23 protein-coding genes, 3 tRNA genes and 1 pseudogene are annotated in these 21,966 nt (G+C 64.7%); 22 read left to right on the top strand and 5 right to left on the bottom strand.

Annotated elements, in window-relative coordinates; translation table 11 throughout:
• The first annotated feature begins 241 nt into the window (after nt 1-241).
• From GTW58_RS07870 to GTW58_RS07835, 8 genes are all read left to right on the top strand, one after another.
• On the top strand, nt 242-1,939 hold the full coding sequence (locus GTW58_RS07870) for a nitrite/sulfite reductase (RefSeq protein ID WP_119932916.1): 1,698 nt from the start codon (nt 242-244) through the stop codon (nt 1,937-1,939).
• Entirely contained in the window at nt 1,936-2,697 is a 762-nt protein-coding gene (locus GTW58_RS07865; RefSeq protein WP_119932915.1) for a phosphoadenylyl-sulfate reductase, read from the top strand. The genes GTW58_RS07870 and GTW58_RS07865 overlap by 4 nt, the downstream gene beginning before the upstream one ends.
• Before the next feature lie 118 nt (nt 2,698-2,815).
• On the top strand, nt 2,816-3,769 hold the full coding sequence (cysD, locus tag GTW58_RS07860) for a sulfate adenylyltransferase subunit CysD (protein WP_232818029.1): 954 nt from the start codon (nt 2,816-2,818) through the stop codon (nt 3,767-3,769).
• Entirely contained in the window at nt 3,769-5,250 is a 1,482-nt protein-coding gene (locus GTW58_RS07855) for a sulfate adenylyltransferase subunit 1 (protein ID WP_119932914.1), read from the top strand. Before cysD ends, GTW58_RS07855 begins: the two co-directional genes overlap by 1 nt.
• 63 nt (nt 5,251-5,313) lie before the next feature.
• Nucleotides 5,314-6,531 carry an ABC transporter substrate-binding protein gene (locus GTW58_RS07850; RefSeq protein WP_119932952.1) on the top strand — a complete coding sequence of 406 codons (1,218 nt, stop codon included), beginning with the start codon at nt 5,314-5,316 and terminating at the stop codon, nt 6,529-6,531.
• Nucleotides 6,528-7,310, top strand: a complete 783-nt coding sequence (locus tag GTW58_RS07845; RefSeq protein ID WP_119932913.1) for an ABC transporter ATP-binding protein — start codon at nt 6,528-6,530, stop codon at nt 7,308-7,310. The genes GTW58_RS07850 and GTW58_RS07845 overlap by 4 nt, the downstream gene beginning before the upstream one ends.
• Nucleotides 7,300-8,199 carry an ABC transporter permease gene (locus tag GTW58_RS07840; RefSeq protein WP_119932912.1) on the top strand — a complete coding sequence of 300 codons (900 nt, stop codon included), beginning with the start codon at nt 7,300-7,302 and terminating at the stop codon, nt 8,197-8,199. The genes GTW58_RS07845 and GTW58_RS07840 overlap by 11 nt, the downstream gene beginning before the upstream one ends.
• Nucleotides 8,200-8,325: 126 nt before the next feature.
• Entirely contained in the window at nt 8,326-9,729 is a 1,404-nt protein-coding gene (locus GTW58_RS07835; RefSeq protein ID WP_232818028.1) for an FAD-dependent oxidoreductase, read from the top strand.
• Between the two features lie 140 nt (nt 9,730-9,869).
• On the opposite strand, the gene GTW58_RS07830 is transcribed toward GTW58_RS07835, so the two are convergent.
• Entirely contained in the window at nt 9,870-11,222 is a 1,353-nt protein-coding gene (locus GTW58_RS07830; RefSeq protein WP_047688873.1) for a D-arabinono-1,4-lactone oxidase, read from the bottom strand.
• Between the two features lie 214 nt (nt 11,223-11,436).
• On the opposite strand from GTW58_RS07830, the gene GTW58_RS07825 reads away from it, so the two are divergent.
• From GTW58_RS07825 to GTW58_RS07810, 4 genes are all read left to right on the top strand, one after another.
• Nucleotides 11,437-11,509: transfer RNA gene (locus tag GTW58_RS07825), tRNA-Glu, on the top strand.
• 136 nt (nt 11,510-11,645) lie between these two features.
• Nucleotides 11,646-11,719: transfer RNA gene (locus GTW58_RS07820), tRNA-Asp, on the top strand.
• Nucleotides 11,720-11,773: 54 nt separating this feature from the next.
• Nucleotides 11,774-11,846, top strand: a tRNA-Phe gene (locus GTW58_RS07815).
• 168 nt (nt 11,847-12,014) lie between these two features.
• On the top strand, nt 12,015-12,557 hold the full coding sequence (locus tag GTW58_RS07810; RefSeq protein ID WP_119932910.1) for a hypothetical protein: 543 nt from the start codon (nt 12,015-12,017) through the stop codon (nt 12,555-12,557).
• Between the two features lie 34 nt (nt 12,558-12,591).
• Here the strand turns inward: GTW58_RS07810 and GTW58_RS07805 are convergent, their stop codons facing one another.
• From GTW58_RS07805 to GTW58_RS07795, 3 genes are read right to left on the bottom strand one after another with little or no spacing between them, the layout of a single operon-like run.
• Complete coding sequence (locus GTW58_RS07805) at nt 12,592-13,446, bottom strand: DUF8083 family protein (RefSeq protein ID WP_119932909.1); 855 nt, start codon at nt 13,444-13,446, stop codon at nt 12,592-12,594.
• A 33-nt stretch (nt 13,447-13,479) separates the two neighbouring features.
• A complete protein-coding gene (locus GTW58_RS07800; RefSeq protein WP_119932908.1) occupies nt 13,480-14,286 on the bottom strand; it encodes an exodeoxyribonuclease III in 807 nt (268 codons plus the stop codon).
• 34 nt (nt 14,287-14,320) lie between these two features.
• Entirely contained in the window at nt 14,321-14,491 is a 171-nt protein-coding gene (locus GTW58_RS07795; protein WP_157980480.1) for a hypothetical protein, read from the bottom strand.
• Between the two features lie 305 nt (nt 14,492-14,796).
• Here GTW58_RS07795 and GTW58_RS07790 point away from each other — a divergent pair, with 305 nt between their 5' ends.
• On the top strand, nt 14,797-16,014 hold the full coding sequence (locus GTW58_RS07790) for a putative glycoside hydrolase (RefSeq protein WP_119932907.1): 1,218 nt from the start codon (nt 14,797-14,799) through the stop codon (nt 16,012-16,014).
• Between the two features lie 89 nt (nt 16,015-16,103).
• On the opposite strand, the gene nadE is transcribed toward GTW58_RS07790, so the two are convergent.
• On the bottom strand, nt 16,104-16,940 hold the full coding sequence (gene nadE, locus GTW58_RS07785; RefSeq protein ID WP_119932906.1) for an ammonia-dependent NAD(+) synthetase: 837 nt from the start codon (nt 16,938-16,940) through the stop codon (nt 16,104-16,106).
• Between the two features lie 123 nt (nt 16,941-17,063).
• Between nadE and GTW58_RS07780 the strand changes: the two genes are divergently transcribed.
• The 9 genes and pseudogenes from GTW58_RS07780 to GTW58_RS07740 form a co-directional block, all read left to right on the top strand.
• Nucleotides 17,064-17,462, top strand: coding sequence for a TOBE domain-containing protein (locus GTW58_RS07780; protein WP_119932905.1), 399 nt, complete (start codon nt 17,064-17,066; stop codon nt 17,460-17,462).
• Nucleotides 17,459-18,244, top strand: coding sequence for a molybdate ABC transporter substrate-binding protein (gene modA / locus GTW58_RS07775; RefSeq protein WP_119932904.1), 786 nt, complete (start codon nt 17,459-17,461; stop codon nt 18,242-18,244). The genes GTW58_RS07780 and modA overlap by 4 nt, the downstream gene beginning before the upstream one ends.
• A complete protein-coding gene (locus GTW58_RS07770; protein ID WP_232818027.1) occupies nt 18,231-19,034 on the top strand; it encodes an ABC transporter permease in 804 nt (267 codons plus the stop codon). The genes modA and GTW58_RS07770 overlap by 14 nt, the downstream gene beginning before the upstream one ends.
• On the top strand, nt 19,031-19,663 hold the full coding sequence (locus GTW58_RS07765; RefSeq protein WP_119932903.1) for an ATP-binding cassette domain-containing protein: 633 nt from the start codon (nt 19,031-19,033) through the stop codon (nt 19,661-19,663). The genes GTW58_RS07770 and GTW58_RS07765 overlap by 4 nt, the downstream gene beginning before the upstream one ends.
• A gap of 84 nt (nt 19,664-19,747) precedes the next feature.
• Nucleotides 19,748-20,026: a type II toxin-antitoxin system Phd/YefM family antitoxin gene (locus tag GTW58_RS07760; protein ID WP_119932902.1), complete on the top strand. Its 279-nt coding sequence runs from the start codon at nt 19,748-19,750 to the stop codon at nt 20,024-20,026.
• Nucleotides 20,027-20,029: 3 nt separating this feature from the next.
• The gene (locus tag GTW58_RS07755) at nt 20,030-20,425 is read left to right on the top strand and encodes a type II toxin-antitoxin system VapC family toxin (RefSeq protein ID WP_119932901.1); all 396 of its coding nucleotides are present in this window, start codon (nt 20,030-20,032) and stop codon (nt 20,423-20,425) included.
• 209 nt (nt 20,426-20,634) lie between these two features.
• Nucleotides 20,635-20,964, top strand: coding sequence for a nucleotidyltransferase family protein (locus tag GTW58_RS07750; RefSeq protein WP_119932900.1), 330 nt, complete (start codon nt 20,635-20,637; stop codon nt 20,962-20,964).
• Nucleotides 20,961-21,296 carry a HepT-like ribonuclease domain-containing protein gene (locus GTW58_RS07745; RefSeq protein WP_119932899.1) on the top strand — a complete coding sequence of 112 codons (336 nt, stop codon included), beginning with the start codon at nt 20,961-20,963 and terminating at the stop codon, nt 21,294-21,296. The genes GTW58_RS07750 and GTW58_RS07745 overlap by 4 nt, the downstream gene beginning before the upstream one ends.
• Nucleotides 21,297-21,644: 348 nt before the next feature.
• Nucleotides 21,645-21,966, top strand: a pseudogene (locus GTW58_RS07740) (transposase); the annotation flags it as partial.

Here is a 21,966-nt window from a genome sequence, read left to right as displayed (position 1 = left end):
CGCGGTGTCCGTTCCGTTGGGGGTCGGTTTCGCCAGCTGCGTGTTCGGTTTCGCCAGCGGAACGCGCGATGTGGTGGCGGAACCGAACACAGAGGTGGCCTGACCGGGCGTCGTCGTTGTGGAGGGTGTGTGGGGTCACAGGAGTAGCACGACGACGACGGCGCCGCCGCCCCACCCGGGACTGTGTCCGACTGTTACGGCGGAGGTGACCGGGTGGGTGTTCACAGCGTTCACTGGGACGATGACCTCTTCTGCACCCGAGCGCCCGGCCCGTACGCGCAAACCCAAGCCCGAAGGGCAGTGGGCAGTTGACGGCCGTGAGCCCCTCAATCACAACGAGGAGTTCAAGGCGGAGGACGACGGTTTCCACGTCCGCACCCGAATCGAGGAGCGCTATTCCAAGGAGGGCTTCGCCTCGATCGACGGCGACGACCTGCACGGGCGTTTCCGCTGGTGGGGGCTCTACACGCAGCGCAAGCCAGGGGTGGACGGTGGCAAGACCGGCTCCTTGAGCGATGCCGAGATCGAGGACGAGTACTTCATGATGCGTGTCCGCCTGGACGGTGGAACGCTCACGCGTGAACAGCTCAAGACCTTGGCCACCATCTCCACGGAGTTCGCCCGCGGCACGGCGGACATCACGGACCGGCAGAACATCCAGTACCACTGGATCCGGATCGAGGACGTTCCGGAGATCTGGCGTCGGCTGGAAGCCGTGGGCATGGACACGGTCTCAGCATGCGGTGACGTTCCCCGCGTGATCCTGGGTTCCCCGGTGGCAGGGGTCGCGGAGGACGAGATCATCGACCCCACTCCCGTGCTGGACTCCCTCAAAGAGGAAGTCCGCAAGCTGGAGTTCTCCAATCTGCCGCGCAAGTACAAGACCGCCGTGACGGGCCACCCCGCCCTGGACGTGGTCCACGAGATCAACGACTGCTCGTTCGTGGGGGTCAATCACCCCGAGCTCGGCCCCGGCTATGACCTCTGGGTGGGCGGGGCGCTGTCGGTGCAGCCGTTCCTGGGGCAGCGTCTGGGTGCGTTTGTCACCGAGGACCAGACGTTGGACGTCTGGCGCGGTGTCACGGGGATCTTCCGGGACTACGGGTATCGCCGCTTGCGCAACCGCGCTCGCTTGAAGTTCCTGGTGCGTGACTGGGGCGTGGAGAAGTTCCGCCAGGTCCTGCAGGACGAATACCTGGGTTACCAGTTGGCCGACGGCCCCGCACCGCAGCGCCCCTCCACACCCGGGGACCACATGGGCGTGCACAACCAGAAGGACGGCCGCAACTACATCGGTGTGGCTCCACGGGCCGGCCGCGTGCCGGGGCAGTTGCTGCATGATCTGGCTGATGTCATGCAACGGTTCGGCTCCGATCGCCTGCGCACCACCCCGCACCAGAAGCTGCTGATCCTGGACATCGACGACGCCGACGTGGATGACGCCGTCGTCGCTCTCCAAGCCTTGGACCTTCCCACCAAGCCGGGTGCGTTCCGGCGCTCCACCATGGCCTGCACGGGCATTGAGTTCTGCAAGCTGGCGATTGTGGAGACCAAGGAAGTGGCCTCCCAGGTCATGGACGAGCTGGACCGCCGCTTGGAGGATGTGGAGCTGCCTGCACCCATCAGCCTGCACATCAACGGCTGCCCCAACTCCTGTGCCCGCATCCAGGCCGCGGACATCGGGCTGAAGGGTCAGCTGCTGCCCACGGACGACGGCGGCCAGAAACCTGGCTACCAAGTGCACCTGGGTGGTGGGTTCTCCTCCGTGGAACGCGGAATGGACGCGAGGCTGGGCCGGACCGTGCGCGGGCTCAAGGTCTTTCAGGATGAGCTGGCCGACTACGTGGAAAAATTGACCCGACGCTTCCTGGAACAACGGGAGCCTGAAGAGAGCTTCGCTGCATGGACCATCCGTGCTGAGGAGGACGATCTGAAATGACCACCACAACGCACCAGGCACCTGCCCGCGGTGAAGAGGAACTGCGGGAACTGGCCGCGGCGGGCGCGCGTGAGCTCGGGGCCGAGCTGAGTGCTGAGGGCATCGTCCCCGTGGACGGGGAGGCAGACCACATCGCCGCCATCCGATGGGTGGCTGAGAACTTCCCGTCGGCGCGGATTGCCGTGGCCTGCTCCATGGCGGACGCGGTCCTGCCCGCACTGGTGGCGGACCAGGTCCCCGGCGTGGACGTGTTGTTCCTGGAGACGGGGTACCACTTCCCGGAAACCCAGGGCACCAAGGAAGCCGTGAAGTTCATGCTGGACGTCAACGTGGTGGACGTGCTGCCCAAGCTGACCGTTGCCGAGCAGGACGAGCAGCACGGCAAGGACTTGTTCTCCACGGATCCCACCGCCTGCTGCCGGATGCGCAAGGTGGAGCCGCTGGCCGATGCCCTCAAGGACTACGACGTCTGGTTCACCGGTGTGCGCCGGGACGAGTCCCCCACCCGCACCAATGCGCCCATGGTGGCTTTTGACCAGACCCACAAGATCGTCAAGGTCAACCCCATGGTCCGTTGGTCCTTGGATGAGCTCACCGAGTACAGCAACACCCACGGGTTGCCCGTGAATCCGCTGCTCTCAGACGGGTACCTGTCCATCGGCTGTGCCCCGTGCACCCGCCGCGTGGCCCCCGGTGAGGATCCGCGTGCCGGACGTTGGTCCGGTACGGACAAGATCGAGTGCGGCATCCACCTCTAGTTCACGCATGGTTCCTCTGCCCGTGATGGCCTGGTGAACCCCGTCAACAATTCCCACTGACCCGATGGGTGTGCCCGGAAACCGGGTCCCGTCCAGCAAGCCCAGGAGTAGACCACCCATGACGCAGGTTGATCTGAGCGCCCAGCAGGATCCGTTGTCCCCGCAGCCTTTGGGCACGGGGGAGCAGACGGCGCTGGACGCCCTGGAATCGGAGTCCATCCACATCATCCGTGAGGTGGTGGCGGAGTTCGACCGTCCCGCCATGCTGTTTTCCGGTGGCAAGGACTCCGTGGTCATGCTGCACCTGGCCGCCAAGGCGTTCTGGCCTGCGGCCATCCCGTTCCAGGTGTTGCACGTGGACACCGGCCACAACTTCCCGGAGGTTCTGGACTTCCGGGACCGCACCGTGGAGCGCCTGGGCTTGCGATTGGTGGTGGCTTCCGTGCAGGACTACATCGACGACGGCCGGCTCACCGAGCGCGCGGACGGCACCCGCAACCCGCTGCAGACCGTGCCCCTGCTGGATGCGATTGTGGACAACAAGTTCGACGCCGTGTTCGGTGGTGGCCGCCGGGATGAGGACAAGGCCCGGGCCAAGGAGCGCATCCTGTCTTTGCGGGACGAATTCGGGCAGTGGGATCCGCGCAACCAGCGCCCCGAGTTGTGGAACCTTTACAACGGGCGGTACACCGCGGGCCAGCACGTCCGGGCCTTCCCCATCTCCAACTGGACCGAGTTGGACATCTGGCGCTACATCGAACGCGAGAAGATCGAGCTGCCGCCCATCTATTTCGCCCACCAGCGTGAGGTCTTCCGGCGGGACGGCATGTGGATGGCGGTCTCAGAGGTCTCAGCCCCCAGGCAGACGGAGACCGTGGAGCACAAGCAGGTCCGCTACCGCACCGTGGGGGACATGTCCTGCACCGGTGCCGTGCTCTCCCAGGCGGAGACCGTGGGGGACGTGGTGGCAGAAGTCGCCGTGTCCACGTTGACCGAACGCGGGGCCACGCGAGCAGATGACCGCCTGTCCGAGGCGGCCATGGAGGACCGCAAGAAGGACGGCTACTTCTGATGGGCGCCCCCGCAACCGGCGCGGCGCAGACCGCCACCATTTCACCATCCCTGATTCACCCGGAGCAGTTTGCTCAAGACACGGAGACCCCTGTGACGGAAACACCCACCATCGATCCCGGATCCCTGTTCCGCTTTGCCACCGCAGGCTCGGTGGATGACGGCAAGTCCACCCTGGTGGGCAGGTTGCTGCATGACGCCAAGGCGATCCTTGCGGATCAGCTGGAGGCGGTCACCCGGACCTCTGCCGAACGTGGTTTTGGTGGCGGCTCAGGCCAGATCGACCTGGCGTTGCTGACTGACGGTCTGCGCGCCGAGCGGGAACAGGGCATCACCATTGATGTGGCGTACCGGTATTTCGCCACGGACCGCCGCTCCTTTGTCCTGGCCGATTGCCCGGGGCACGTGCAGTACACCAAGAACACCGTCACGGGTGCCTCCACGGCGGATGCCGTGGTGCTGCTGGTGGACGCCCGCCACGGTGTGGTGGAGCAGACCCGCCGCCACCTGGCTGTCACCGCCATGCTGCGGGTGCCGAACGTGATCGTGGCCGTGAACAAGATCGACCTGGTGGACTACTCCCAGCAGACCTTTGACCAGATCTCCGCGGAGATCACCAGCGTGGCCCAGACTCTGGGGGTGGAGCGTCTCAAGGTGGTTCCCGTCAGCGCGTTGGAAGGTGACAACGTGGTGGAGGCCTCCCAGCACACCCCGTGGTACACCGGTCAGCCGCTGCTGCGGATCCTGGAGGAGTTGCCCACCCTGGATGAATCCGGCTCCGGTGAGGACCGTTCTTTCCGCTTCCCCGTCCAGTTCGTGATCCGCCCCCAGGGCGCGGTGGCCCAGGGCGTGGATGGAGAGCACATGCGTGACTATCGCGGTTACGCGGGGCAGATCGCCTCCGGAACGGTGTCCGTGGGGGACAGAGTGATAGTCCTGCCAACAGGGCGCACCACCACGGTGGAGGGGATCGACGTCGCCGGGACCGCCACCCAGGTTGGCGGAGCCTTCCCCGGTGAGCAGCTCCAGACGGCGGCAGCCCCGCGCTCCGTGACCCTGCGTTTGGCCGATGACCTGGACGTGGCCCGCGGTGAGCTCATTGCAGGGGCGGATGACCACGTTCCGGCACCCGTGCAGAGCTTCTCCGCCCGGCTGGCCTGGTTGGGGGCCCAGCCCCTGCAGCCGCGTGCTCGTGTGCTGCTCAAGCACGGCACAGCCACGGTGCAGGCCATGGTGACCTCCATTGACGGTCGTGTGGATCTGGAGACCATGGAACTGGCGGATGCCACCTCCCTGGAACTCAATGACCTGGGTGCCGTGACACTGCGCACCGCAAGCCCTCTGCCGTTGGACGACTACACGGATCTGCGGCGAACCGGTGCCTTCCTGCTGATTGACGCCCAGTCGGGCAACACCTTGGCCGCGGGTCTGGTGGGTCAGCAGACCGGCGGTGGCGTGGAGCAGCAGGCGGGGGACGTCTGAGTGGCCCGCCAGGACCCGCGCACATCATCGGAGGCACAGGGGGGACGCGATCCTCTGGAGACCGTGACCCGCACCGCCGGCGCCCCCACCGGTCAGGCCCACGGATCCACAGCCGTCACCCGGTCCAGTTCGGCTGATGCGGGGCAGCCCAGGCGTCGTCGTCGTATCGGGTGGCCTGCGGTGTTGGCCGGACTGGCCATCCTGTGTGTGCTCACGGTGACGGCCACCGTGCTGCGTGCCAACGGGACGCTGGATGCCATGGAGCAGGCGGGTACGGAGACCTCGGACGCCCAGGAGGTCACCCTGGGCTACTTTGGCAACCTGACCCACGGACCCGCGTTGGCCGGTGTGGAGCAGGGCTATTTTGAGCAGGCGCTGGGTGAGACCGAACTGAACACCCAGGTGTTCAACACCGGCCCCACCACCATTGAGGCCATGAACTCCGGTGAAGTGGACATTGCGTTCATGGGACCCAACCCGGCCATCAACTCTTTTGTGCAGTCCGGTGGAGAATCCGTGACCATCGTGGCCGGAGCCACTTCCGGTGGGGCGCAGTTCATTGTTTCCAACGACGTCGCCGGCCCGGATGATCTGGCCGGACGCACCTTTGCCACCCCCGACTTCGGCGGCACCCAGGACGTGGCGCTGAGGGTGTGGCTGCAGGACCAGGGCTATGAGGTGGACACGGGCTCCCCGGATTCGGTGTCCATCACCCCCATGCCTTCCGGGCAGGCTCTGCAGACTTTCCGCCAGGGCGCCATCGACGGCTTCTGGGGCCCGCAGCCGTGGGCGACCCGCATGACCCAGGAGGAAGGTGGGCAGGTTCTGGTGGATGAGCGGGATCTGTGGCCGGATGGCCGGTACCCCACCACGGTCCTGGCAGTGCGCACCGACTTCCTGCAGCAGCACCCGCAGACCGTGGAAAAGATCCTGACCGGTCTGGAGGATTCCGTGGACTACCTGAACACCGCTGATCAGGATCAGGTGATCGAAACCCTGAACACCGGGTTTGAGAACGCGCGCACCGAGCCACTGGACCCGGAGACCATTGCGGGGTCCTTGGAGGCCATGGAGTGGACCACCGATCCCATGGAATCCACCTACGCCACATTGCTGGAGAACGGGGTGCAGGCCGGCACCACCCAGGAAGCCTCACTGGACGGTTTTGTGGATGACTCCCTGATCAACACCGTGCGTGAGAACCGCGGCATGGACCCCGTGGGTGGGGAGATCTCCGCTGCCGTTCTCCCCGCAACCGGCTCCCGGGAGGATGCGGCATGACCACCACGCCCTCCGAAACCGTGATCCGCATGGAAAACCTGGGCAAGACCTTCTCCGCGGAAGACGGAGCGGTGCTGCAGGGGCTGGACCTGGAGATTGAACGTGGGCAGTTCGTGGCCCTGCTGGGAGCCTCTGGGTCTGGCAAGACCACGTTGCTCAACGTGGTGGCCGGCCTGGAAGAACCCACGGAGGGTTCCGTGACCGCCCCCGCGCAGGGGGCCGCCATGATGTTCCAGGACGCAGGTCTTTTCCCCTGGCTCACGGCCGGCAAGAACGTGGAGCTGGCTCTGGAACTTGCCGGTGTGCCCAAGGCAGCGCGCAAGGACCGAGTACAGGAACTGCTGGAACTGGTACGCCTGCCCTCCGTGGCGGACAAGCGCCCCCATGAACTCTCCGGAGGCATGCGCCAACGTGTGGGATTGGCCCGCGCCCTGGCGCAGGAACGGGAAGTCCTGCTCATGGATGAACCCTTCTCTGCCCTGGATGCCATCACCCGTGACCTGCTGCAGGAAGAACTCCTGCGAATCTGGGAGGTCACCGGGCGGACCATTGTGTTCATCACCCACAACGTCTCCGAGGCCGTGCACCTGGGGCAGCGTGTACTGCTGCTCTCCTCACGCCCGGGCAAGATCGTGGAGGAATGGGACACCGGGCCCTGGAAGGATCCGGGCTCCTACGGTTTTGAGGCCGTGGGGCAGTCCCGTGAGGAAACCTTGGACCAGCTGACCCGCACCATCACCCACCGGCTCAGGGAGGAGATCGGACGCCATGCCCGCTGAATCGACCTCCCAGAACACCCGCAACACCGCAGAAGCTCCGGACAACGCAGCCGCCCTGGCGGGTCTGGACGCCCTCCAGACCCGCGGGGGGCAGTCCCGCACCGCCGGGGAGTTCTTCCGCACCAGGGTGGCCCCTCCCGTCGTGGCGCTGATTGCTGCCCTGATGGTGTGGCAGTTGACCGTGGCGATCATCGACCCCCGTCCGGACATCATGCCCGGGCCGCTGGAAGTGGGGCGCCAGATCTGGGCTTCCATTGTGGACGGCACCCTGCCGGGGGCACTGGCCACCTCCCTGTGGCGCGGGGTCAGCGGGTTCTTGATCGCCGTGGCCGTGGCCACACCGTTGGCGCTGTTGATCGCCCAATGGGCCGGTCTGCGCAGCGCCATCGGACCCTTGATCACCGGCCTGCAGGTGCTGCCGTCCGTGGCCTGGGTTCCCGCAGCCATTGTGTGGTTCGGCCTCTCCGATGCCACCGTGTACTTTGTGGTGCTCATGGGAGCCATCCCGTCGATCGTCAACGGCATGCTCTCCGGAATCGACCAGATCCCACCCCAGCTGCTGAAAGCCGGCCGGGTCCTGGGTGCAGACGGATGGAAACTGGCCACCAAGGTGGTCCTGCCGGCTGCCATGCCCGGGTATTTGGCCGGACTCAAGCAGGGCTGGGCCTTCTCCTGGCGCTCCCTGATGGGTGCGGAGCTGATTGCCATCGGCGGATCCATCGGATTCGGCCTAGGCTCGTTGTTGGCTCAGGGTCGCACCGTCTCCGACATGGCGATCGTGCTGACCGCCGTGCTGAGCATCCTGCTGGTGGGCATCGTGATCGAACTGCTGTTCTTCAACCCGCTGGAGAAGAAGCTTCTGCGAGGCCGCGGCTTGCTGGTCCGGTAGGGGCTGCGGTGACCCACGCCTGAGGTGCGGGCAAGGGACGCTGGCGGGAGTGGCGTCGTCATGAATAACGTTCAAACTGATGTGCAAGGGGCTGCGGGCAACCGCGGCCACAAAGGGAGGAAACCAGTGGTAGAGACCACCCCGGGAAAGCGTCCGCTGCGAGTGGCTGTGATTGGTGCCGGTCCGGCCGGGATCTACACCGCAGACATGCTGACGAAGTCGGATGCGGTGACAAACGGTGAGATCGAGGTGGCCATTGACCTCTTTGACCGCTACCCCACCCCGTTCGGGCTGATCCGCTACGGCGTGGCCCCCGATCACCCCCGCATCAAGGGCATCATCTCCGCACTGCGCTCCATCCTGGGCCGCGGTGACATCCGGTTCTTCGGCAACGTGAACTACGGCTCGGACTTGACCCTGGGGGAGCTCAAGGAACACTACGACGCCGTGGTGTTCTCCACCGGCGCCGTCAACGACGCTCCCTTGGAAGTCCCGGGCGTTGATCTGGACGGTGTGTACGGTGCCGCCGAGTTCGTGGCCTGGTACGACGGCCACCCCGACTACCCGCGCACCTGGCCGCTGAAGGCTGAGAAGGTGGCCGTGATCGGCAACGGCAACGTGGCCCTGGACGTGGCCCGCGTTCTGGCCAAGCACGCCGATGACATGCTGACCACGGAGATCCCCGGCAACGTGTATCAGGGTCTGAAGGCCAACCCGGTCACGGACGTCCATGTGTTCGGCCGTCGCGGACCGGCGCAGATGAAGTTCACCCCGCTGGAACTGCGTGAGCTGGCCAAGGTGCCGGACGTGGACCTGATCGTGCACGCCGAGGACATCTCTGAAGAGCACGTTTCCGAGGAAGCCGCCGGGGAGAACAACCAGGTCAAGGTCATGCTCAAGACCCTGCGCAAGTGGCTCGAGGACGATTCCCCCAAAACCGCCTCCCGCCGCCTGCACCTGCACTTCTTCCAGCGACCGGAAGAGGTCCTGGGAGAGGACGGTGCCGTGGTGGGCCTGCGCACCGAACGCACCCGTTTGAACGACGACGGTTCCGTGTCCCCCACCGGTGAGTACTTTGACCATGAAGTCGGTGCCGTCTACCACGCCATCGGCTACCTGGGCTCCCCGCTGGCCGAAATCCCGTTCGACCTGGAACGCGGTGTGATCCTCAACGCCGAAGGCCGCGTGCTGGACCCCAACGGTGTGGTGCACCCGGGCCTGTACGCAACAGGCTGGATCAAGCGTGGACCGGTGGGGCTGATCGGTGCCACCAAGTCCGATGCCCTGGAGACCATCACCCACCTGCTGGAAGACGTCCCCACCCTGGAAGGTGCCGACCAGCCCGGTTTCGAGGCCATCAAGCAGACCATGTCCGCCAAGGGTGTGGAATACACCACCTGGGACGGTTGGCTGCAGCTGGATGAGTACGAACAGAACCTGGGCGCATCCTCCCACGACGCCGAAGGCAACCCGCGTGAGCGCGTCAAGGTGGTGGAGCGCGACGAGATGGTGCGCATTTCCCGCGCCTGATCTCCTCTGCTCTCCGGTGTTTGAGGGCTCTCCCGCCGTCGAGCAGTGAGTTCCCCCGCTCTCCTCCGCTGAGCAGTGATTTGTGCCGCCCATCAGAGCTGATGGGCGGCACAAGTCGCTGCTCGGCGGCAAGGGACGCGTCAGACTCCCAAGAGCCTGCGCATGGGGTCGGAGAGGAACAGTCCGTCCGGATCCGTGTGTTGGCGGATGCGAAGGAAGTCCTCCCAGTGCTTGTACTGGGGTGATAGTGCCTCAGCCGTCAGCGTGTGCCGACCTGCCCAGTGAGGGCGTGCGTCATGAGCCATGAACACGGTCTGCAACTCATCGAACAGTTCAGGGGTCCAGGTCCGCCAGAACTGCCGGACGGAAATCCACCCCGTGTAGCGTCCGTGCGCCGGTGACAACCAGGCCTCCTCGGGTGCGGCGCACCGAACGGTGACCGGCAGCCCCAGATAGGAACCCCGCTTTTCCAGGAGTTTCTGGACGTCCCGGAAGGTCGCCGTGAGGTCTTCCAGGGGAACGGCCCACTCCGTCTGGACGTATTTGACCGGGCGGGCGGAGGAGAACACCTTGTAGGAAAGATCCGTGAAGCGCCGCGAACTCACCGCCCGGGTGTCCAGTCGGTTGAGGCCAGGGACAGCTTTGGGTGCCCAACTGGCCAGGCGGTTCAGGCTCAGCGGCAGTCCGCGGCGCAGCACGGTGTCATCCATGCGCCGCACGGTCTGCGCCACCTTTGAACCGGGCTTGGACCATTCATCCGGGAGTCGGTGCAACCGCGTCATGATGTGCGTGTGGGCGGAGCCGGTCACGGGGTTCCAGAAGAACTCGAAGTGATCGGCAGATGCCATGCGCTCACCGATGGCATCGATCAACTGGTCCACGGGCTCTTTGAACTCGGCAGAGTGCAGGCGGAATGACGGTTCACACTGGAACGTCACGGCAGCCACCACGCCGATCACGCCCAAGCCGGCGCGGGCCGCTTGGAAGACCTCACGGTTCTGCGCGGGGGAGCATTCCAGGATCTGACCGTCCGCAGTCACCAACGTCAAGGCACACACCTGCCCGGACATGGACGGGTACCCGGTCCCCGTGCCGTGGGTGGCAGTCGAAACCGCCCCACCCACCGTCTGGTGGAGGATGTCCGGGAGGTTGGAGAATGCCAGACCCTCCCCCTCCAGGATCTTGGCTGCGCGAATCAGCGTGGTCCCTGCCAAGAACCGCGCCTGGTTGGTCACCCGGTTGATTTCCAAGAGGCCCGTCAGATCCGTGAGATCCAGGCGAACGTCGCGGGGGGCGGCCAGTTCGCTGAAACTGTGTCCGGAACCGGCCGGGCGCAGTCCGACCCCTGATTCCCGGACGGCTTGGATGGCTTCTGCCAGTTCTTCCATGGTTGTGGGCCGGACCGTGCGCACATCTTGGATCTGGTGCGTGTGGTCCCACGTCTGCCACGTGCCCGCGCCAACCTCTGCGGGCAAACTGAGTGGCTGGTTCATCGTCGAGCCTCCCCTCTTGTGTGGCATGTGCCACCTAAAACGATGCCTTCTGTCATCTTTGCACCATGCCATGAGAGATGGCTCAACACGTGTCCGAATGATGGTCAACGGGCACGTGGTCCGCAGCAAATTGCGCGTGCTCACCCGTGCAGCATCGCGAATCGCGCGGACCCCGATGTTGCTGGTACAGTAGGCGATCGTCCGAGAGGACAAGGCCCCCATCGTCTAGCGGCCTAGGACACCGCCCTTTCACGGCGGCGGCACGGGTTCGAATCCCGTTGGGGGTACTGATTCACTCAGGTGGATCACCATTGGCTGGTGCAAACCAGTCGATTTGCCTGGGGAGCGGGTGCTGATGCTAGTATCTCTCCTCGTTGGAAAGCGCAAGAGCCGCGTGAGCACGCGGATTCGGCTTCCATTCCAGGCCCTGTAGCGCAGTTGGTTAGCGCGCCGCCCTGTCACGGCGGAGGTCGCGGGTTCAAGTCCCGTCAGGGTCGCAAAGACGGCGTCAGTTCAACTGAGCGCCGTCTTGGCATCCCAAGTGGGTGTCTGGCTCTGTAGCTCAGTTGGTAGAGCGTGCGACTGAAAATCGTAAGGTCACCGGATCGACGCCGGTCGGAGCCACTGAAACCCCCGCGTAGCTTCTACATCGCGGGGGTTTCTTGCTACCTGGACACTTTCCGGCTGTAAAGCCACTTACCCAGCAACCGGCTCTTACCCACACAGTCAGCACTGCTGATTCATTCACCGTGTTCCCGGGATGCTCCCAAGGAGTTTCCCTACTCTGGGCCCGTGCAGCCTCTCCAGATCGTCGGCAGTCATCGCCGCCACGCAAAGTTGGCGTGGGGTGCGTTGGCGGCCGCCGTCGTGGTTGCCGCGGGCGCGGGGTGTGCCGGCCGGGAGTCCGTGACTGAATCCGCCCCAGAGCCCACCACGGCTCAGCCGAGCGCAACCGCAGCGGTGACCCCGGCCAGTTCGAGCGAGTGCTTTGCCGTTGCGGACACTTACCTTGCGGTCACCTTGCTTCCCTTGGACACCACGGACGGCGATTCCGATTCGGCCGCCGACGACGACGCCACCATCTCCCTGTCCCGCACCGCTGATTCGGTGGATGACTCCGTGGATTCGCTGCCGCAGGATGTCCATGAACCCCTGCACCAGGCCGCGCAGATCCTGAGGGACGCAGGAGACAGGTTGAATCCACAGGAGCTGATGGAAGTCCGGGACACCCTGCAGCCGGTTCACACGTGGTTGAACCAGCGGTGTTCCACCGTTGACTTCGGAGCCAGCGCGGAATCGGGTCAAGATCAGGCCTTTGTGCTGGCGCGATCCTGACCGCGCTCTCTGAGCGGACAAGCACAGGGGCGCCTCAGCTGGCGAACTCCAAGTGGGCCAACGGCATCCACCGTTTCATCAACCGTCCCATGGCCACCTCAGCACCCAAGTGGTCGTGTTCGTTGACGAACGTGATGGCATCGCGCAGATCGCGTGGGCTGTCGTCAGGCTGAATGCCATTGGCAACTGAACCGTAGTCCAGCACGATCAAGGACATGGCGGAGAACGTGGAGACCCAGCGGGCGACGGTTCTCAGGTCCTCACCGAGTTCTTGGAAATCTTCTTCCTGGCTCTCCTCCAGCACGCGAGCTCCCCAAGACACACGTGCTAGGGCAATGTCTGCCGGGACCACCAGCCGGTGGTGGATCTGACCGTCCTGATCCACGGGTGCGTGGTCCTGTGGCGCAAACAGGGCAAACCATGCGACGGGGACGGTCCAGTCGGACTCGCGCGTGTAGTTGCGGGTTTTGCGTTGGTCCCGGACGCTGCGTCCGCGCTCGCGGACCTCCTCGTGGTCCAGGAGCATGGTGATCAGGGGTTCGGCCATCTGCCGTTCCTCGGAGGTCACGGCTTCCATGGTCCGGCGCAGACGCTGGGGTGGATGGTACAGGGGTAGGTCACCGGTGCGTACAGCTGGGGCCGTGGTCAGTGGTAGTGTCCACAGAGGCTCGTGAATGGGAGGCAGCGGGCCGTGTTCCTGGGTTGCCAATCGAGCGAGCTGTTCTGCCAGTTGGGTGTCCTCACCCACAGCGGGGGACACCGCGCCGTCCACCTGGGATGTGTAGGGCGGCTCCAGGTCCTCCCGGGGCACGTAGGCGCGCAGACTGAAGCGCTGCGGCAGGCCAGTGGTTCCCCGCCAGGCGGTTCCGACGTTCAGCAGCGGCGCCATTGTCACAGTTCAGCTATCTTCACAGTCCAGCCATCACAGGGCGATGTCGATGACCACCGGCGCGTGGTCAGAGGCCCCTTTGCCCTTGCGCTCTTCACGGTCGATCACAGCTCCCGTGACCTGGGCGGCAAGGGCAGGTGAGCACAGTTGGAAGTCGATCTTCATGCCTTCCTTCTTGGGGAAGCGCAACTGGGTGTAGTCCCAGTAGGTGTAGACGCCCGGGCCGGGGTTGTTCTCCCGCAGCACGTCCACAAAACCCGTTTCCAGGAAGGCGTTGAAGGCGGCGCGTTCGGGTTCGGAGACGTGGGTCATCTGGTTGTCCAGGAAGAACTGCATGTCCCAGACGTCCTCGTCCCGCGGGGCCACGTTCCAGTCCCCGGCCAGCACGATCTTGGCTTCGGGGTCCTCCTGCAACCATTCTCCGGCGTGCCGGTTGAGAGTCTCCAGCCACGTGAGCTTGTACGGCATGTGCGGGTCTTCCAGCCCCCGGCCGTTGGGCACGTAGAGAGACCACACGCGCACACCGTTGCACGTGGCCGCAATGGCACGGGCTTCCTGGACGGCCTCCTGATTGCCCTTGCCGAATGTGGGCTGCTCCGGGAAGGTGCGCTGGACGTCCTCCAGGCCCACGCGGGAGGCAATGGCCACCCCGTTCCACTGACTCAGGCCGAAATGAGCTACCTCATACCCGGAGAACTCAAAAACCTCCCACGGGAAGTTGTCGTCCTTGGCCTTGGTCTCCTGGATTGCCAGCACGTCCACGTCCGACTTGTTCAACCATGCCTCCACACGGTCTGCACGGGCGCGAATCGAATTGACGTTCCAGGTGGCGATCTTCATGCCTTCAACCCTAGGTCAGAGCTCGGACACCGCATCAACTGAGGCATGCCGCGCCGATACAGAAACAACGCAGACGGCAGGCGGGCGTCGTCGTGAAGTCACCGGAGGACTCGGCAGTCCACTTGTAATTTTTGTCACCGATCACCATGCCGTGCCCGCGCCCCCGGACAGCACCAGCGGCCATGGCCGCACGCTCACCAGCCATGACCAGGTAATACATGTGAAATACAGCGATTTGGGTGTGAATTCACCTACCCCCAGCGCCCTGACATTGAGGGGCCGAAGGCGGCAGGCACTCTTTCGGGGACGCCGGTCACGTTGTGCGGGGGCCTCTGAATTCAGTACCTATGGAGTGGGGACCTGCGCAACACGACGATCGGGGATCACGTCTGACCCCTCCACTGGGGAGTGGGGGAGCAGGCAACGTCCGTTGCGCAGGGTGCCACCGCTGGAAACGGTGGGGTTCAGCTACGTCATTCAGGCGCACTCACATGCGCCCCAGGGGGGATCATGTCCGCAACGGACGCACAGGCCAGGACAGGGCAAAGCCTTGATGAGGCGGGTGTTGCACCGTCGGCACCGAGCACGGTCATTGGGCCTGCCTCCATGGCCTGGGTTCGCTACACCCCGGAAGGGTCGGGCCCCATCCCGTCAACCGAGATCCAGGCCTGGGCCGGATGCTGCCGGGTTGCGATCTTTGACCCGTGGGAAACGGAAGCCGCAGCCCAGTTGAAGGCCCTGGCGCCTGAGACCACCGTCCTGTGCCGCAAGAACATTGCCATGGTGGACCAGGAGGATCCCGGTCCGCTGTTCTCCACCGGCGTCTCCCATAATCAGGCCGAGCGCAACGGAACGTGGTTTGCGGTTGACCGCTCCGGGGAACGAATTGCGTGGGAGGAGCCCGAACGGCACTGGCAGATGCGCGTCTGGGATCCCGAATACCGTCAGGCATGGGTCAACAATGTGGTCCTTGAGCTGCAGGATTCCCCGTTCGACGGCGTCCTGGGGGTGGGGGATCTGGAGGAAACCCCCCGACTGGACCTGCCGCTGCCCGACCTGGGCTCGCAAACTCAACAGCGCGAAGCCAACGACGACCTCTTTGCTGAAGCAGGCCTTGCACTGGCCGGGATCGGCAAGATCATGGTGGCCTCCGTGGGTGATGCCCGGCGCTCGCCGGAACGGTGGGTCAAGTTGGCCCAGTGGGGTGGCGTGTTCGAGCCGGGTTGGCTGAGCACGGTGGGCGGTCGCGTCCTGGACCCGGGTACTGCCCGGCAACAGACCCACGCCCTGGTCAGCGATGGCCCGGAGGCTGTCCCGCAGGATCAACTGGCCATTGTGCGCACGCCTGTGCCCACGGAGGCGCACGATGATTCCACGGAGGTTTCCCAGGCCGAGATCGAGTTGGTCCGCTACGGTTTGGCGGCCTATTGGATCTTTGGTGGTGGCCACGGGATCTACGCCGCCAGTTCACCGGATGGCCGCCGCGGCCTGTGGATCCCGGAGATGGCCTGGGACCTGGGTGAGCCCATTCAGGACCCGGAGACCGTGGTCAACCTGTGGTCGCGCACGTTCACCAAAGGGTGGGCTGCAGTGAACCTTGCCAGTGACGGACGACGACGACGCCAGGTGCGCCTGCCCGCCGGTTATCTTCTGCCGGACGGCACGGAACCGCCTGAGCAGGTGGTGCTCTCCGCTCATGAGGGCATCCTGTTGCGCCGGGATTTCTGAGTCCAGCTGACAGCTGCCGTTTGAAACACGCTTTGGGCCAGTTTCCAGATGCGGTAACTGGCCAAACAGCGTGTTTCAAACAGGGGTCATCACCCTGTGGGCTGGGACCTCCACCAGGAGTCCATCAAGGTCACCGGCGTGGTGCGCTTGTGGCGGGTGGCTGCCCAGCGGGCCTCGATCTTTTCAGCTGCTTCTGAGTCGATCGAGCGGCCTTCCAGGTAGTCGTCAATGGCGTCGTAGGTGATGCCCAGTTCCGTTTCATCCGTTTGACCGGGGCGGTCATCCAACAGGTCAGCGGTGGGGACCTTCTGCCACACGGATTCCGGTGCGCCCAAGTGCTCGGTCACGGCGCGGATCTGGCGTTTGTTGAAGGTGAACAGGGGCAGGACGTCGGCACCGCCGTCGCCGAACTTGGTGAAGAACCCGGTGACGGATTCGGCTCCGTGGTCCGTGCCGATCACCAGCAGACGCCGGTCCCCGGCCAGTGCGTACTGGGCCACCATGCGAACCCGGGCCTTGACGTTGCCCTTGTTGTAGTCGGTGATCTCCTGTCCCGTGGCTGCCGTGAATCCTTCGGTGAATCCGTCCACGGCGGGGCCGATGTTGAACGTGACAACTTCATCAGCCTGGATGAACTCCAAGGCCTTCTGGGCATCCGCCTCATCCTGCTGGACCTTGTGAGGCAGCCGAACGGCCACAAACACGGCGCCCGTTCCCTGGGCGCGCAGCTGCTCAACGGCCAACTGGGCCAGGCGTCCGGCCAGGGAGGAATCCACGCCGCCGGAGATGCCCAGGACAAAGCCGCCGGCACCCGTGGCCTTGGCGTAGTCCACCAGGAACTGCACCCGCTTCTGAACTTCCTCAGCGGGGTCGACGACCGGGGCCACGCCCATCTCCTGGATGATGATTCTCTGCAGTTCGCGCATGGGCTCATGCTAATCGTGCGGTGTTTCGCGGGAGTGTCCACTGCCCCGTACTCACATCATGAGAAGGTGCCACTGCGTGCATCCAGACAAGTTGGAACCGTAGATGCGGATAGATTGGGCTCCATGACAGCTATTTCCGTATCACAAGCGGCCCATTTCCTGGGCGTCAGTGATGACACTGTGCGCCGGTGGGTCACCTCCGGGCGCCTGACAGCCTCCAAACAAGACGGCGGCCAGACCGTGATTGACGGGTTGGAGCTGGCCGAGTTGGTCAAGTCCCTGGCCACTCAACCGGAGGACCCCACCCATGTGGCCAGTTCCGCGCGCAATCGCATGGTGGGGCTGGTGACCGCCGTGACCTCCGACAAGGTGATGTCCCAGGTGGAGATGCAGTGTGGCCCGCACCGCGTGGTGTCCTTGATGAGCACGGAAGCCGTCCGTGACCTGGGCTTGGAACCAGGTTCCGTGGCCACTGCCGTGGTCAAGTCGACCAACGTGATGGTGGAGGTGCCGCAGACATGAGTCGGTCACGCACTGCACGGATGGTATCGGCTGTGGTGGGGTGCGGCGTCGTCGTCGTGACCATGACCGGGTGTGGAGGCAACGGTGAGGCGCCCGGGCAGGCGCATCAGACCGTCACGGTGTACGCCGCGGCCTCCCTGACGGATTCGTTCACGGATTTGGCTCGGGAGTTCGAGGCCGAGCATGCAGGGGCCACCGTGGAACTGAACTTTGCGGGTTCCTCCACGCTGGTCACGCAACTGCAGGACGGTGCCGCGGCAGATGTGTTTGCCTCCGCGGATCAGGCCAACATGGACAAGGCTGTGGATGGGGGTCTGGTGGAGGGGGAGCCCAGCATTTTTGCCACCAACACGCTGACCATCGCCGTGCCGCCGGGCAACCCGGCGGGGATTTCCGGGTTCCAGGACCTCCGCGGGGAGGGGGTGTCCGTGGTGATCTGCGAATCCCGGGTGCCCTGCGGTGCTGCCACGGACAAGATCGAGGAGGTCACGGGTGTTTCACTGACCCCCGTCAGTGAGGAGAGCGCGGTCACGGACGTCATGGGCAAGGTGACCTCTGGGCAGGCTGACGCCGGAGTGGTCTACAAGACCGATGTCACCGCCGCCGGGGACGCCGTGGAGGAAGTCCCGATCGCTCAAGCGGATCAGGCCGTCAACAAGTACCCCATTGCTGAACTCGCTTCCGCCCGGAACACCGAGTTGACGCAGGAGTTCGTGGACTTTGTGCGTGGTCCACGTGGCCAGGAGCGGTTGGCGCAAGAGGGTTTTGGTGCGGGCTCCTAAGGCCAAGTCCTACCTGGCTGTTCCGTGGTGGGTGGCTGTGCCGGCCATTGCGGGCGCGTTGTTCATTGCCTTGCCGGTGGTGGGCATGGTGTTCCGGGTGGACGTGGGTTCCTTCTGGGCACTGGTCAGCTCGGAGTCCTCGGTGGCGGCGTTGTGGTTGAGTCTGCGGACAGCTGCCGCCAGCACCGTTCTGTGTGTCCTGCTGGGCACCCCGCTGGCGTTGTTGCTTGCCCGCTCCCAGTTCCGGGGGCAGCGGCTGGTGCGCTCCTTGATTCTGCTGCCGTTGGTGTTGCCGCCGGTGGTGGGCGGTATTGCGCTGCTCAGTGTTTACGGCCGTGCCGGACTGTTGGGTCAACATCTGGAAGTGCTCGGCATCTCCATAGCCTTCAGCACCACGGCGGTGGTGATTGCCCAGACGTTCGTGTCCCTGCCGTTCCTGGTGGTGGGGCTGGAAGGGGCATTGCGCAGCGTGGGCACCCGGTACGAGGGGCTGGCGGCCACGTTGGGGGCAGGCCCCGGAACCGTGCTGCGGCGCATCACCTTGCCACTGGTGCTGCCCGGGCTGGGGTCCGGGGCCGTTTTGGCTTTTGCCCGGAGTTTGGGGGAGTTCGGGGCCACGTTGACCTTTGCGGGTTCCCTGCAAGGGGTCACGCGGACGCTCCCGTTGGAGATCTATCTTCAGCGGGAGGTGGACCCTGATGCCGCCGTGGCGCTGGCCCTGGTTCTGGTGATGGTTGCCGTTGTGGTGGTTGGGTTCTCTGCTCCGCGAGCCTTCCGGAGGCAGTCGTGACCTTGATCTTCGATCTGCACGTTGCCTCCCGTGGTGTGCAGGCCGCGTGTTCTCTGGGGGCCGGCCGCACCTTGGGGTTGACCGGCCCCAACGGTTGCGGAAAGTCCACGGTGCTGGACGTACTGGCCGGGTTGCTCATCCCCTCCTGCGGCCACGCGAGCCTGCAGGGCCGGACCCTGTTCAACCTGGACGACGACGCCCGCGGCACCTGGGTGGCACCCCACCGCAGGGCGGTGACTCTGATGGCACAAAGGCCCTTGTTGTTTCCGCACCTGTCTGTGCTGGAGAACGTGGCTTTCGCCCAGCGCTCGCGGGGGCTGACGCGCCGCGCCGCCCGGGAGGCGGCCATGGGGTGGCTGCGAGAGGTGGGTGCCGAACGTTTTGCCTCACGGCAGCCGGATGCTTTGTCCGGGGGGCAAGCCCAGCGGGTGGCTCTGGCCCGCGCGTTGGCTGCCGAGCCGGAGTTGCTGCTGTTGGACGAACCCTTGGCGCCAGTGGATGCAGCAGGCAAAGAGGATCTGCGGGAACTGTTGTCCCGGGTCCTGGAAGGCCGGACCGCCGTGGTGGTCAGCCACGATCCTGCCGATGTGGAGCACCTGGCGGATGAAGTCCTGACGTTGGGTGTTTGATGGTCCATCTCCTCACCGGCGGCTGACAGCGTGCGGAGCCCTCGCTGCCGGGTCGATGTCGGACATGGGTAGTACAGTGGGTTCATGACGACAGTGACCAAGCGTGATCTCAACCAACGCACGGCGGAAGTCCTTGCGCGGGTGGTGGAGGCTGGTGAGGTGGTTGTGACTGAGCGGGGCGAACCGCGTTGGCGAGTGAGTTACTACGTTGGCCAGGACGATTCGCTGGCTCGAGCGCAGCGGCAGGGGCGTTACACCCCTCCGGTCTTGAAGCAGGTGCCCTGGCCCGAGGTGGTTGGCGGTCCGCGCTACGAGTCCGGGGACGTTGACCTGCTGCTTGACCAGATGAAGGGCGATCACTGAGCCGTGAACATTGTCTACCTCGATTCTTCGGTGGCGCTGCGCACCATCCTTGACGTTCCAGAACGTCTGCAACTGCAGGCATGGATGGATGAACATGATGTGGATTTCGTGTCGTCGCGGCTGTTGCGGACCGAGGTGGTTCGGGTTCTCAGACGTGATCAGAGACCGCCGTCGGACGCGGAGCCGCTGCTGAGTCGTGTGGGCCTGTTCGACATCACCCGTGAGGTGCACACGGTTGCGGAGTCAATCGAACGGCATGTCAAGACACTCGACGCCTTGCACTTGGCCACTGCGCTGCTGATCGGAGAATCAGTGACGGTTGCGACTCACGATGCCATCATGAAGACGGTGGCTGAACATCTCGGGCTCGGCACAGTCGATCCCGTCGCGTCCGGGTGATTGGATTCGGGTATCGACATTTCTGTCAAGGCGGATCCAACGGCTGTGTTGCCGATTTAACTGCGTGGGCGACATGGAAGTGGAGGTGCCCGTGTGGGTCCGTCAAGCCAGAGGTCACAAGTCAAGAAGGCCCTGGCTGGTTAGGAAGGGCGCGGTGGGCTCAGGAACATGGCTGTACGACGCTGCGACGACGTCGGTATGGTGGGGCCATGTCCGAGACTGTCATGACGCCTGAGACGGTCGCGCTGCGCAAGATCCTCCAAGCGCGCCGCGACGAATTCCAGGTGCTGCTCGATAAATACGGGGCAACCAAGCCGCGGTTATTTGGTTCAGTGGCAGGTGGTACCGCCCGCCCCGGATCGGACATCGACATCCTGGTTGACATGAACCCGACTGACGGCAACGTGCTGATGCGAGCCTCCGGGCTCATGGAGGAGACCCGGGAACTGTACGGAAGGGATGACATCGACGTTTTCCCGGTCCAGTTGCTCAAGCGGCCGGTATCTGATTCGGCGCTCACCGGTGCGGTCGCGCTGTGAGTCGTGACCCCGCCCAGCGCATTGATGATGTCCTTGAAGCCATCGAACGGTGCACGCGTTACGTCGTAGCCCTGCAAGATGATTTCACGGATGTGGAGATGGTTGAAGACGCCATCGAGCGGAATCTGCAGATCATTGGTGAAGCGGTGACGCATCTTCCTGCTGACATCACTGGTGCTCACCTCGAGGTGCCTTGGTCCCAGATCCGCGGGTTCCGCAATATCCTGGTCCATCAGTATTTCGGGGTTGACGTCGAGGTGGTTCGTGACGTCGTGGTAACCCACCTCCCTCAGCTCCGCGAGGTGCTGCGGGGCCACGTCGACGACATCTGATCTCATGTCGATGGTGGATGGCGAGCCCGGCTTATTTCACCACCGACCGGCTTCGAGCGGTCCTGCAGGGGCCGTCAATGGGGTGATCGAGGTGATGTGCCGGGTCGCCCGCAGCTTCCGTAACTTCGAGGATTCCGCCTACGCGCTTCGCTGGCCAGCGGTAGGTACTGCCCACTGCCGAAATTACCTACCCAGGTTTATACGTGAAGGGCCGGTCCGGGGTAAGTCACGCTCTCAGTATTCACTAGGGACGGGACTGCTGCACGATCAGGTGACATCTTGACCTGACCTATGGCTCGGTTTCCAGTTGACGTCGCTAGTCGATGGTCTTCATGGAAGGCTCTTCGCATGCCACGCCCGTACCCTCCCGAGTTCCGTGCCCGTGCCATCGCTCTGGTCCGCGAGGGCCGCCAGGTCAAGCAGACCGCACTGGACCTGGGCATCCACGAGGTCACCCTCCACAACTGGCTGCGACAGGACGATATCGACCACGGCCGCCGGCCGGGACTAAGCAGCCAGGAATCTGCCGAGCTCCGCGCGGCGCGCGGCCGTGTCCGCCAGCTCGAGCAGGAGATCGCGATCCTCCGCCGGGCCGCGACGTGGCTCGACGAGGAGGGAGGAGTTGCCCCAAAAGGGCGCACCCGGTGATCGACCGACTCGTCGACGCCGG

The sequence above is a fragment of the Kocuria subflava genome (assembly GCF_012163155.1).
Taxonomy (GTDB): domain Bacteria; phylum Actinomycetota; class Actinomycetes; order Actinomycetales; family Micrococcaceae; genus Kocuria; species Kocuria subflava.
The sequence above is the reverse complement of the archived record's forward strand: the minus strand, read 5'-3'. Positions and strand labels throughout refer to the sequence as shown.